Origin of the sequence: Chryseobacterium barbadense, from assembly GCF_042849955.1 — a bacterium.
Taxonomy (GTDB): Bacteria; Bacteroidota; Bacteroidia; order Flavobacteriales; family Weeksellaceae; genus Chryseobacterium.
The window spans coordinates 71,558-85,160 of the sequence record NZ_BAAFHL010000001.1 but is presented as its reverse complement, the minus strand read 5'-3'; the positions used below and the strand labels follow the sequence as shown (position 1 = coordinate 85,160).

Here is a 13,603-nt window from a genome sequence, read left to right as displayed (position 1 = left end):
ATGTTAAAAATATACGGCTAATTTAACAAATGTTTTTAGAAAATACAATTAATCATTCCAAACAGAGTGGCTGGATGGAAGTTATTTGCGGCTCTATGTTTTCGGGTAAAACTGAGGAGTTGATCCGGAGACTGAGAAGGGCTGAAATGGCGGGGCAAAATGTGGAAATTTTTAAACCGAAACTGGATACAAGATATTCTGAAGAAGATGTGGTTTCTCATAATCAGAATAAAATCCGCAGTACAGCAGTAGAAAATCCTAGTGAAATTCTTTTGCTGGCTTCTCATTGTGATGTCGTAGGAATTGATGAAGCCCAGTTTTTTGATGAAAGCATTGTTGATATAGCCAATCAACTGGCAAACAGCGGAATACGAGTAGTTATTGCAGGCCTGGATATGGATTTTCTTGGCCGTCCTTTTGGTCCGATGCCTAATTTAATGGCTACTGCAGAGTATGTGACAAAAGTGCACGCTATTTGCAAGAGAACAGGTAATCTTGCTAATTACTCCATGAGGACTTCTCAGGGAGATAATCTTGTGGAATTAGGAGAAACAGAAAGTTATGAAGCCGTAAGCCGACGGGTTTTTATTGATGAAGTGCTTTCAAAAAAGAAAAAATAAATACGTTAGAAATAAGTAATCGTAAAATTCTAAACTATGATCAGTTAAAAAGAATTTTACGGTTTGCGATTTTGCAATCTCAGAGTTTTGCAACTTCGCTTATAATAAAGTTGAAGGGGTCAGTAAATGAATTATACAGTAAAAGAAATTGCAACCATCACCAATGCACAGGTTATTGGGGATAATGAGTTATTTGTCAAAAACATAGCTTTTGACAGCAGGATTATTTACTCTACCAGGAATACCGCCTTCGTAGCTATCAATACTAAAAAAAACTCTGGAGAAAAATTCATTGAATCTGCTATAGACAGAGGAATCAATATCATTATCTCCGAGCATCATAATCCGCAATTTGAAGATATCACCTGGATTATTGTGGAAAATTCAGTGGAATTCCTCCAAAAACTGGCCAAGTATCATTTTGAAAATTCTCATTTAAAATCCATCGGGATTACCGGAAGCAATGGAAAAACTATCTTAAAAGAATGGCTGTACCAATGTGTCTGGAATGAATTTCCTACCGTGAAAAGTCCTAAAAGCTTTAATTCCCAGATCGGGTTGCCCCTTTCTTTGCTTCAAATTAATGATACCCATGAGCTGGGGATTTTCGAAGTGGGAATTTCCAAACCCCACGAAATGGAAAAATTGGAAAATATTTTCCATCCGCAAGTCGGGTTGCTTACCCATATCGGGTCTGCACATGCTGCCAATTTCAGGTCTGAGGAAGAATTAATTGATGAAAAAATACTGCTTTTCAAGAATTCGGATGTTGTTATTTATAATGGTGATAACTTACTGGTTGATCAAAAGATAAAAGATTTATATTCAAGTAAAAAATTAATATCATATGGCTTAAAAAAGGAGAATCAGGTTTTCATTAAAAATGATATTTTTAAGGATGAAAATGTAGTCGTTGAATATTTGGGCGAGGAGATTATCTTTCCTGTTCATCAACGTGATGAGGCGACTTTAACAAATGCTTTAGCTTTGATCACCGTTTTAAAAGAGTTGGGTATAGAAAACCAAAAAGTGGTTGAAAAAATTAATGCCCTGAAAGCTATTGAAATGAGACTGGAAGCTATTGAGGGTATTAAAAGCAATATCATTATCAATGATTCTTTCAATCTGGACCTGGATTCTCTGAAAACAGCTCTACAGTTTTTAAATGAATATAAAAAGCCTAAAAAAACGTTAGTTCTGACTGATATTGTTGGAGTAAGCTCCAATTCACAACAGCTGTATGAAGAAGTTTCTGATCTTGTGAACGAGCAGAAATTTGATTCTGTTTTCCTGATCGGTCATGAAATCACCAGGTTTTCCCATCTTTTTAAAGCAAAAACTTTTACTTTCATTAATACTCATGAACTTATTGAAAGTAAACATCTTACAGAAATAGAAAATCAAATCATTCTTCTCAAAGGAGCCAGAAAATTTGAGATTGAAAAATTGAAAGATATTCTCGAGCTCAGAAAGCATGATACAGTATTAGAGATTAATCTGAATGCCATTTTGCACAATATTAATTACCATAAATCTCTACTGAGGCCGGGAACCAAAATGATGGCCATGGTGAAAGCCAATTCCTATGGATTAGGAAGTTATGAGATTTCAGAATTTTTACAACACCATCATATTGATTATCTGGGTGTTGCATTTGCCGATGAAGGCGTAGAGCTTCGTAAAAAAGGAATTACCACTCCTATTGTAGTAATGAATCCTGAGCAACACAGCTATGAAGCTATTATCGAATATAATCTGGAGCCTGAAATTTACAGTTTCCGGGTATTGGAATTATTTTATGAAGCCGTTCAGAGATCCGGATATGATAAAAAGTACCCTATTCACATTAAACTGGAAACGGGAATGCATCGTCTTGGTTTCAAAGGATTTGAACTGGACGAACTTTGTGAAGTTTTAGAACATAAGAATTTAAAAATTCAAAGTATTTTCAGTCATTTATCATCTTCAGATGTACCGGAGGAAAGAGAATTCACACTGAACCAATTAGAGACTTTCGATAAAAATTCAGCCTATTTAATTGAAAAATTAGGGTATCAACCTATTCGGCATATTCTAAATTCTTCAGGAATAACAAGTTATACCGATCATCAGTATGATATGGTGAGAATCGGTATTGGAATGCTTGGAGAATCTGCCAATCCTGAAATTCAAAAGCAGCTACAGTCTGTGGTGAGTTTTAAAACGGTAATTTCACAGATTTCTTTAGTAGAAAAAGGAGAATCCGTTGGATACAGCAGAAAATATAAAACGGATCACAAGACAAAAATCGCCACAATTCCCGTAGGTTATGCGGACGGAATTCCTAGACTGATCGGAAACCAGGTAGGAAATGTCGGGGTACATAAAACTTTAGCACCTATTGTAGGCAATATTTGTATGGATATGATGATGATTAATGTAGACAATATACCGAATGTAAAAGAAGGTGATACGGTAACTGTTTTTAATGCTTACCCTAGTTTAAAAGAATTTGCAGGCTATTGCAAAACCATCACATACGAAGTATTAACCTCCATTTCACCCCGGGTGAAGCGGATATATATCAAAGATTAGCTATGAGAAAGCTCCTGATACTTTTATTTACTCTTCAACTCCTTTTGATTCATTCGCAGGTAAAAAAAGACCTGGTGATTCCTAAAAATCCAAAAATTGGACTGTCCCTGGCCGGAGGCGGAGCTAAAGGGTTCTCTCACGTCGGAGTATTAAAAGTACTGGATTCCTTAGGAGTCAAGGTTGATTATATTGCCGGAACCAGTATGGGGGCCATTGTTGGGGGGTTATATGCCTCAGGATACTCTGGAAAGGAAATAGAAAAAATCGTGATGGATACGGATTTTTATTCCTTAATTATGGACCCTAAATCCCGTAAAGAAGCCACTTTTTACAATAAATCCGTCGATAAATACCTGCTGTCCATTCCTCTTAAAAATGGTAAAATAACCCTTCCCTCCTCCATTAGCACAGGACAAAAGAATGTTTACCTGCTGAAAGAGCTTTTCAAGAACGTTTCCAATATCGATGATTTTTCTAAGCTTCCTATTCCTTTCATGTGTGTGGCGACGAATCTGGAAAGCGGAAATATGGAAATTTTTGAGAAAGGAGATCTGGTGCAATCCATTATGGCAAGCTCTGCATTTCCTTCCTTGATGGATCCCGTAAAAATCGGAGACAGCATTTACATTGACGGAGCAATGTCGGTAAACTATCCTTCAAAGCCATTAAAGGACAAAGGAATCGATATCGTTATCGGGGTGGACCTGAATCAGGATCTATCCAAAAGAGAGGATTTAAACAACATTATAGCCATTCTTAACCAGGTTATTGATTTCGGGATCAAAAAAGATACAAAACGCCAGTATAAATACACCGATATCAATATCAAGCCTAATCTGAAAGGCATGACGGCCACAAGCTATGACGAAAAGAAGAAAATACTTGATAGTGGCTATGCTGAAGGTTTAAAATATACAGCCGTTCTGGATCAGCTTCCAAAACGCTCATTCGACCGTCTTAGAGAACGTGTAAATCCTATTTATTCAAATGTCTATAAGATTGACAGCATTGATATAGAAGGAAGCAAAATATATGGCAAAAACTATGTTTTAGGAAAGATGGGACTCAGGCTTCCCTCCATGCATACCTATGGAAGTATTAATAAGATGATTGATAAATTGGTTGCTACTAATAATTATCGTTTTATCAATTATGATATTATCCCGGGAAATGAAGCCAATTATCTTAAATTATATGTCACGGAAGATGATACAAGGCATTTCCTGAAATTCGGTTTACATTACGATGAAGTTTTCAAAACAGGATTATTGGTCAATTATTCTGCCAAGCGTCTTTTGTTCAAAAATACAAATCTTTCCGTAGATGTTATTGTAGGCGATAAACCAAGATATTATCTCAACTATTTTATCGATAACGGTTACATCCCCGGATTTGGAATCTATTCATCAGGAATGAGCTTTGACATCAAAGACCAGAACAATTATGAAATTGATAACTGGATGTGGCTGAGGAACGAGGCCTATATCCAATCAATATGGAAAGATAAATTCGCAATAGGAGGCGGAATAAGCCACGATTACTTTGAAGCCGAGGCCAATGGTACCAATCAAAGATATAAACGTTTTTTGAACCCTTATGTATTCTTAAAAAGTGATACGCAGGACGACAAGGACTTCCCTTCCAAGGGTATTTATATCTCTGCCGAAGGAAAAGTTATAGATTTATTAAAGTCTGAAGTGGAAAAAAGAATTGTCCAGGTAAAAGCTGATATCAGAATCAATATTCCTCTGGCCAAACAGTTCTCTTATCGTCTTAATCTATATGGTGGAATTACCATTGGTGACAATCTGCCTGAATTCTACCAATACAGATTAGGAGGAATTTTTGAACAAAACGTAATTAATTTTAAAAACTTCGGAGGTTTTTATTTTGCACAGCTGAATACTAACAATACTATTTTAATTTCTAATGATATCCAGTTTAAATTCAATAAGAATTATTTCATCAGTGGAAATTTTTCTTTAGCGAATCTTTCTGATGACATCAGTTTCGAAGATACCGTGAAATTAAATTACAGCTCTTTAGGACTTACGGCAGGATATAAATCTCCTTTCGGCCAAATCAAAGTCAACTTCAGTCACTCACTTAAAAATAATCAAAAAGGCATATTCAGTGTGATATTAGGACACTGGTTTTAAACAATGATACAATTTTTCTACGAAAACTTGCCCGAATCTGTCAATACAGAATACACCCAATGGCTGGAAGATCTTATTATTTCAGAAGAAAAAAAACTGGGTGAAATCAATTATATCTTCTGTGATGATGAATATTTGTTGAAAGTAAATCAGGATTATCTTCAGCATGATTATTATACAGACATTATTACTTTCGATTATGTAAAAGGTAAAACAATAAGCGGAGAGATTTTCGTATCTTTGCAGCGCATTTCGGATAACGCTTCTACCCTGTCTAAAAATTATGAAGAAGAACTGAGAAGAGTTTTAGCTCATGGTATCCTTCATCTTTGCGGATATAAGGATAAAACAGAAGAAGAGGAAAAAGAAATGCGAAGAAAAGAAGATGTTTATTTAGCCAAATATAAAGATTCATATCTTTAAAAACTATTATTAAATAAACGGAAACAACCATTATAAGCCGGTTTTTTAATCAATGTTTCACGTGAAACATTACAAAATAAAAACATTGATTTTAAAACCAAATATGAGATAAAATGATTTCAGAAATATACGACGTAATAGTAGTAGGTGCAGGGCACGCAGGATGTGAAGCGGCAGCTGCAGCAGCTAATCTCGGCTCAAAAACTTTGCTTGTGACTATGAACATGCAAACTATTGGTCAGATGAGCTGCAACCCCGCCATGGGAGGCATTGCAAAAGGGCAAATCGTAAGAGAGATTGATGCTATGGGAGGCTATTCAGGAATTGTAGCGGATAAATCAGCCATCCAGTTCAAAATGCTTAATCTATCCAAAGGTCCCGCAATGTGGTCTCCGAGAACACAGAACGACAGAATGCTCTTCGCAGAAGAATGGCGTTTAGCATTAGAAAATACTCCAAATCTTGATTTTTTTCAGGATATGGTTAAACAACTTATTATCGAAAATAATAAGGTTACAGGCGTTATCACTTCTTTAGGAATTGAGATAAAAGGAAGATCCGTAGTTCTTACAAATGGAACTTTCCTTAATGGTTTGATCCATGTTGGAGACAAGCAGTTAGGAGGTGGAAGAATGGGTGAACCAAGAGCTTTCGGAATCACGGAACAGCTTGTATCCTTAGGTTTCGAAGCAGGGAGAATGAAAACCGGCACTCCACCTAGAGTAGACGGAAGAAGCTTGGATTACAGCAAAATGGAAGAACAAAAAGGAGATGAAAACCCTCAAAAATTCAGCTATTTAGATACTCCTAAGTTAACCAAACAATTAAGCTGTCATATCGTTTATACCAACGAAACAGTACACGATATATTAAGAGAAGGCTTTGATAGAAGCCCTATGTTTAATGGAACTATTCAAAGCTTAGGTCCAAGATATTGTCCAAGTATTGAAGATAAAATCAACCGTTTTGCAGAAAGAACAAGACATCAGCTTTTCGTAGAACCGGAAGGCTGGAAAACAGTGGAAATTTATGTAAACGGATTCAGTTCTTCCCTACCCGAAGATGTTCAGATCAAAGCCATGAAACATATCCCTGGATTTGAAAATGTAAAAGTATTCCGTCCCGGCTATGCAATTGAATATGATTATTTTCCGCCTACTCAATTAAAGCATACATTAGAAACAAAACTTATTGACAATTTATATTTTGCAGGCCAAATCAATGGTACTACAGGATATGAAGAAGCTGCCGGACAAGGCTTTATGGCGGGGATTAATGCCCATAATAAGGTACATGACAAGGGTGAATTCACTTTAAACAGAGATGAAGCCTATATCGGCGTTTTAATTGATGATTTAATCACAAAAGGAACGGAAGAACCTTACAGAATGTTCACTTCAAGAGCAGAATACAGGCTGCTTTTAAGACAAGATAATGCAGATATCAGACTTACTGAAAGAGCATATAATTTAGGTTTGGCTAAAGAAGAAAGATTAAGAAGAGTGGAAGAAAAAGTAGCTAAAAGTGAAGAACTTGAGAATTTTTTACGAGAAATTTCTTTAAAACCGGGCGCTATAAATCCTATCCTGGAAAGTATAGAAAGCAGTCCGGTAGATCAGGCTTACAGAGCCGCTCAGATACTTACAAGACCTAATATGACGTTGGAAAAGCTTGAAAATATTGAAACCATTAAGGAAAAAGCTTCTCAGTACGACGATGAAGTAAGAGAACAGGCAGAGATCAATATCAAATATAGAGGCTATATAGAGAAAGAAAAGGAAAATGTGGCTAAATTGAATCGTCTGGAAAACATTAAAATTCCTGAAGATTTTGATTATTCCAAGATTTCAAGTCTTTCTGCTGAAGCTAAACAAAAAATGTCTAATGTAAAACCTAAAACCATTGCACAAGCAGGAAGAATAAGTGGGGTTTCACCAGCCGATATCAACGTTTTACTAGTGTATTTAGGAAGATAATTGTTATATGTTTCACGTGAAACATCAACTTTTATTAAAGATTCAAGAATTAAAAAATTAGCCAATTAATCAATCTTTTAATTTTTGAATCTTTTAATTTTTGAATTAATTAAATATGAAAATTAAAGATCATTTTCTTTCTCAGGAAATATTTGAAATTAAAGAAACGGAAACCAAAGGAGTATTCAAGACCTCTCCTATTCCATCCAATATTTCCAAATATTATGAAAGTGAAGATTATATTTCCCATCATCAGGATTCCGGGAGTTTGAAAGAAAAACTTTATAAATTCTTACAATCTTTTAATTTACAATACAAGAAAAATATTCTTGTAGACAGAATAAAGAAAAATTCAAGAGTTTTAGACTATGGTTGCGGTGCCGGAGAATTTGTAAAATATATTGAAAATGATTTTGAAGCGTTCGGTTTTGAGCCTGATTCCGATGCAAGAACAGCAGCACAAAATAAGATCTCCACAGCAAAAATAATTGATGATCTTCATTCAATTGAAGATGGAAGTTTGGATGCTATTACCTTATGGCACGTGTTTGAACACATAGAAAATCAGGATGAAATGCTTTACGTTTTTCATCAAAAATTAAAAGAAAAAGGATTATTAATTATTGCCGTTCCCAACCCCACTTCTTATGATGCTATACATTATAAGGAATATTGGGCAGCTTATGATGTACCGAGACATATCTATCATTTTTCAAAAAAGGGAATGGAAAATTTAATTTCATCCAAACCTAATTGGAAAATGAGAAAAATCAAACCTTTAATTTTAGATTCTTATTATATTTCCATGTTAAGCGAAAAATACCAAAAATCACCACTTTTTTGGCTAAAAGCAATGTGCTACGGAACGATTTCTAACATAAAGGCACTTTTTTCCAACGAATTTTCCAGTTTGATCTATATTATCGAAAAAAAATAGAAAATCGATTTTTGACCTATTTCTGAAGGTTAATTTTTAGCATTTTTAAATAAAAAATTAAAAAAACTCTGAAAAATTTCAGAGTTTTTATTTTTAAGTGAGGAATAAAAAAGTCCAAATATAATTAACTTATCAAAAAATTATATCAATCTAAAATTCTGAAAATTTAAAATTTCACTTAAATTAAAAATATCAAAAACCTATCTTAATTGTAGAGCTATTTTCTAAACGTCATTTTTTAACATCTTAGAGGAAAATTGAATTTATAATTAAATGAAAAAGTCCACTGAAGGATCAGCGGACTTAAATTTATAATTTTTAAAAATATTATTTATTGATTGCAGCCACTCCCGGAAGTTCCAAACCTTCCAGACTTTCCAACATTGCTCCTCCACCGGTAGAAACATAGCTTACTTTATCTCCGTATCCGAATTGTTTTACGAAAGCAACACTATCTCCTCCCCCAACTAGTGAAAAAGCTCCTAGTTTCGTAGCTTCTGCTATACTGTCTCCTAATGCAACCGTTCCTGCAGCAAAGTTTGACATTTCAAAAACTCCGATAGGGCCATTCCATAAAATAGTTCTTGAATTTAAAAGGACATCATTGAACTGATCTCTTGATTTCTGACCGGCATCCAATCCCATCCATCCTTCAGGGATGGCATAAATATCTACTTCTTTTCTTTCTACGTCATTATTAAAACTTTCAGCAATAATAACATCAGAAGGAAGATATACTTTAACATTATGTTCTTTTGCCTTTCCTAAAATCTCTATCGCCAAAGAAAGTTTATCATCTTCCACCAAAGAATTACCGATCTTACCTCCCAAAGCTTTAATGAATGTAAACGCCATTCCACCACCAATAATTAAATTATCTACAGCAGGTAAGATATTTTCTATAATGGTAATTTTAGTTGAAACTTTAGATCCTCCCAATATAGCTGTAACAGGCTTTTCACCGCTTTTTAAAACTTTATCAATAGCTTGTAATTCCTTTGCCATTAATAAACCGAAAAATTTAGTTGAAGGAAAATATCGAGCAATAACTGCTGTAGAAGCGTGTGCTCTGTGAGCTGTCCCGAAAGCATCGTTCACGTAAGCATCACCTAATTTAGATAGCTGTTGAGCAAATTCTTCATCTCCTTTTTCCTCCTCATTATGAAAACGAAGATTCTCTAATAATAAGATTTCACCCGGCTGAAGTACTGAGGCAGCATGTTCTGCCTTCTCCCCTACTGATTCCTCTACAAATTTAACTTCCTGCCCAAGAACATTAGAAACTTCATTTATGATGTGTTTAAGAGAAAATTCATCTTTTACTTCTCCTTTAGGTCTCCCTAAATGCGTCATCAAGATCACAGAACCTCCATCTTTAAGGATTTTCTCCACAGTTGGCTTTACGGCAACAATTCTTGTATTATCTGTTACATTAAGCTGATCATCCTGCGGAACATTGAAATCTACTCTTACCAGAGCTTTCTTATCTCTAAAATTGAAATCATTGATTGTCTTCATAAATTGCTTTGAATTTTCTTTTCACAAATGTAAGATTTTAAACTTTTTGAAAACCCCCATCCTGACAAAAGTTTTCAAAAAACTTCCCACAACCCCAATCATCCACTAATCAACAATTTTATTTTTTTTAAAAAAAGAAAGTCGGTGATTGTTGTTAAGTATTGTGAGTTTCGGGGATAACTTTTGTTCAAAAATTTCATAACATGAAATGTGTTTTCAATTCATATTTAATTAACAATATAACTGGCTGTAAATCTGATATTTTTTATGGTTATTAACAATTATGGATAACTTGTAAACAGCAACTATTATTAATTTCTCAGCTATGGAAAAACTAAAGATTATCTGGAAAAAAGATTTTGAAAATTCTTTATCAAATTTTTGAAGCCCAATTTCAATAACCATTTTTTTTAATTTAAAAACACAGAGTTCACAAAAGTTTTCCACACTTATTCACATGAGTTTTCACAATTAACTAATGAAAAGCTAACAGTTGTGAATAGAATACTTAACTTTGCAGGGAAAGAAAATCTAATAAGTCTAATACTATAATTATGAAAAGAAAGATAGCTATAGCTGCTGATCATGCAGGTTTCGAATATAAAGAGATCATTAAGAAGCATCTCGAAGAGCAGTTTGAAGTTCAGGATTTTGGTACCTACTCTACAGACAGTGTAGATTACCCTGATTTTGTGCACCCTGCAGCAACATCTGTGGAAAATGGAGAGAGTGAATTGGGAATTTTGATCTGTGGAAGCGGAAATGGCGTGCAGATTACAGCTAACAAGCATCAGAAAATCCGTTGTGCCCTTTGCTGGATGCCTGAAATTGCTCAATTGGCAAGACAACATAACGATGCAAATATGATTTCCATTCCGGCAAGATTCATTGCAAAAGAAGTAGCCATAGAAATTGTTAATAAGTTTCTCTCCACCGATTTTGAAGGTGGAAGACACCAGAACAGAGTAGATAAAATAGCATACTGCTAAACTTATAAAGGCTTGTCAGTCAATTGGCAAGCCTTATTTATTTTTAAATACTTATCTTTGCAAAGTCAAGTTGAAACACATTCTTTTATTCCCGTCCAAAAACCTTCAATATTAATAAAAAGGTTTTCTCCCCCTATCCGCACCACTTTTTGTATTAAATTTATACAAACTAACCCATTGTAAAAAAGATGGAAGGAAAATTGATGTAGTTGAATTAAACAATAACTAAAATGAAAAAAGGAAGATATATAAGTCATAAAAATGATATGAAACTGAAGGAGATCGGAAGACTGATCCTGCGTTTCATGAACGAAAATCCGTCTAAAATCTATAATTATAAGCAAATTGCAGACGGAATAGATTATAAAAACCCCAGACAAAGGGAACAGGTGATCCAGGCTTTGCACAGATTACAAGCTTCTGAAAAGATTAAAGAAGCGGAAAAAGGGAAATATATTGTCAATCTTAATATTGCCGGAACATTAACCGGGATTATAGATTTTAATCAGAGCGGTAATGCCTACGTAAATGTAGAAGGACTGGAAGATGATATTTTTATCCATTCCAAAAATGTAAAAGATGCTTTACAAGGCGATAAAGTATTAATTATAACCTATCATTATAAAGGTAAAAAGCTTGAAGGTTCTGTTTTGGAAGTTCTGGAAAGAGCCCGAACTGAATTTGTAGGAACATTCCAGGTTATCAATCATAAAGATTTTGGATTTGTGGTGTGTGATAAAAAGACTATCAATACAGATATCTTTATCCCGAAAACAAAGTTTGGAGGTGCTGAAAACGGTGATAAGGTCATCGTAAAAATGACAGAATGGAAACCGGGTGACAAAAACCCGGAAGGGGAAATCATCCAGGTTTTAGGAGCTCCGGGAGAACATGAGACGGAGATCCACTCTATTCTAGCAGAATATGGTTTACCTTATGAGTTTCCTCATGAAGTGGAAAGAGATGCGGATAAAATAGACAGAAACATTACCGATGAGGAAGTAGCCAAACGTTGGGATATGCGTGGTATCTGTACTTTTACTATAGACCCAAAAGATGCCAAAGACTTTGATGATGCCTTATCTATAAGAAAGCTGGAAAATGGAAATTGGGAAATCGGAGTCCACATTGCGGATGTTTCTTATTATGTGGTTCCGGGAACTATTTTAGATGATGAAGCTTATCAAAGAGCTACTTCAGTCTATTTGGTCGACCGTGTTGTTCCGATGTTGCCCGAAGTTTTAAGTAATGATGTGTGTTCGCTTCGCCCACACGAAGACAAATATACATTTTCAGCCGTTTTTGAACTGAATGATAATGCTGAAATCCAGAAACAGTGGTTTGGAAGAACAGTGATCCATTCAGACAGAAGGTTTACGTACGAAGAAGCTCAGGAACGGATTGAAACCAGGCAGGGAGATCTGGCAGAAGAAATTCTTGTGTTGGACAGGCTTGCCAAAATCATGCGTGCAGAACGTATCCGAAAAGGAGCCATTACATTCGACAGAAGTGAAGTCAGATTCAATCTTGATGAAAACAATGAACCGGTAGGAGTTTATTTTAAAATAAGTAAAGATTCCAATCATTTGATCGAAGAATTCATGTTGTTGGCGAACCGAAAAGTTTCTGAATTTGTATCATTATCCAGAAAAGGAGAAATTACCAATAATACTTTCATTTACAGGGTTCACGATGACCCGGATCCTGCCAAACTGGAAGCATTAAGAGACTTTGTGTCCACTTTCGGTTATAAAATGAATTTGGCCAACACCAAAAAAGTAGCTGAATCTTTGAATCAATTACTTCATGATGTCAAAGGAAAAGGAGAAGAAAATATGATTGAAACTTTGGCCATGAGAAGTATGAGCAAAGCGGTTTATTCTACAGAACCTATCGGGCACTACGGTTTGGGATTTGAATATTATACCCATTTTACCTCGCCTATCCGCCGATATCCCGATCTGATTGCCCATCGTTTACTTCAGCATTATCTGGATGGCGGAAAATCGCCGAGTAAACATGAATTGGAAGAAAAAGCCAAACACTGCAGTTCTATGGAAAGATTAGCTGCTGATGCAGAAAGAGACTCTATTAAGTTCATGCAGGTGAAATTTATGGAAAAACACATCGGAGAAATTTTCACGGGAGTGATTTCCGGAGTAGCGGAATTTGGCTTCTGGGTGGAAATTCCTGAAAACGGTGCGGAAGGATTGATTAAATTGAGAGATTTAGTGGACGATTCCTATATGTTCGATGCTAAAACCCATGCGGTTTACGGATCAAGAACAGGGAATAAGTATCAACTGGGAGATCAGGTTCAGATCAAAGTGGTAAAAGCCAACCTAATTCAAAAACAACTGGACTTTAAGATAGTTGATTAATTAAATCAGAAAGTATAACTTTGTAA

At 35.2% G+C, this 13,603-nt stretch carries 9 protein-coding genes; 8 read left to right on the top strand and 1 reads right to left on the bottom strand.

Annotated features, from left to right (window positions below; genetic code table 11):
• Positions 1 to 29 precede the first annotated feature (29 nt).
• The 6 genes from ACGHIN_RS00445 (at position 30) to ACGHIN_RS00420 (ending at position 8,689) form a co-directional block, all read left to right on the top strand.
• On the top strand, positions 30 to 620 hold the full coding sequence (locus tag ACGHIN_RS00445) for a thymidine kinase (protein ID WP_390450046.1): 591 nt from the start codon (positions 30 to 32) through the stop codon (positions 618 to 620).
• A 126-nt stretch (positions 621 to 746) separates the two neighbouring features.
• Positions 747 to 3,194 carry a bifunctional UDP-N-acetylmuramoyl-tripeptide:D-alanyl-D-alanine ligase/alanine racemase gene (locus tag ACGHIN_RS00440; protein WP_390450045.1) on the top strand — a complete coding sequence of 816 codons (2,448 nt, stop codon included), beginning with the start codon at positions 747 to 749 and terminating at the stop codon, positions 3,192 to 3,194.
• A 2-nt stretch (positions 3,195 to 3,196) separates the two neighbouring features.
• On the top strand, positions 3,197 to 5,353 hold the full coding sequence (locus tag ACGHIN_RS00435; protein WP_390450044.1) for a patatin-like phospholipase family protein: 2,157 nt from the start codon (positions 3,197 to 3,199) through the stop codon (positions 5,351 to 5,353).
• 3 nt (positions 5,354 to 5,356) lie between these two features.
• Positions 5,357 to 5,776 carry an rRNA maturation RNase YbeY gene (ybeY, locus tag ACGHIN_RS00430; protein WP_390450043.1) on the top strand — a complete coding sequence of 140 codons (420 nt, stop codon included), beginning with the start codon at positions 5,357 to 5,359 and terminating at the stop codon, positions 5,774 to 5,776.
• A 113-nt stretch (positions 5,777 to 5,889) separates the two neighbouring features.
• Positions 5,890 to 7,752 (top strand): tRNA uridine-5-carboxymethylaminomethyl(34) synthesis enzyme MnmG, encoded by a 1,863-nt coding sequence (gene mnmG / locus ACGHIN_RS00425; RefSeq protein ID WP_390450042.1) that lies wholly within the window; start codon positions 5,890 to 5,892, stop codon positions 7,750 to 7,752.
• A gap of 115 nt (positions 7,753 to 7,867) precedes the next feature.
• On the top strand, positions 7,868 to 8,689 hold the full coding sequence (locus tag ACGHIN_RS00420; RefSeq protein ID WP_390450041.1) for a class I SAM-dependent methyltransferase: 822 nt from the start codon (positions 7,868 to 7,870) through the stop codon (positions 8,687 to 8,689).
• A 327-nt stretch (positions 8,690 to 9,016) separates the two neighbouring features.
• Here the strand turns inward: ACGHIN_RS00420 and ACGHIN_RS00415 are convergent, their stop codons facing one another.
• Entirely contained in the window at positions 9,017 to 10,207 is a 1,191-nt protein-coding gene (locus ACGHIN_RS00415) for a phosphoglycerate kinase (RefSeq protein WP_390450040.1), read from the bottom strand.
• 554 nt (positions 10,208 to 10,761) lie between these two features.
• Here ACGHIN_RS00415 and rpiB point away from each other — a divergent pair.
• On the top strand, positions 10,762 to 11,196 hold the full coding sequence (gene rpiB, locus ACGHIN_RS00410) for a ribose 5-phosphate isomerase B (protein WP_390450039.1): 435 nt from the start codon (positions 10,762 to 10,764) through the stop codon (positions 11,194 to 11,196).
• A 230-nt stretch (positions 11,197 to 11,426) separates the two neighbouring features.
• Complete coding sequence (rnr, locus tag ACGHIN_RS00405; RefSeq protein ID WP_390450038.1) at positions 11,427 to 13,577, top strand: ribonuclease R; 2,151 nt, start codon at positions 11,427 to 11,429, stop codon at positions 13,575 to 13,577.
• Positions 13,578 to 13,603 lie beyond the last annotated feature (26 nt).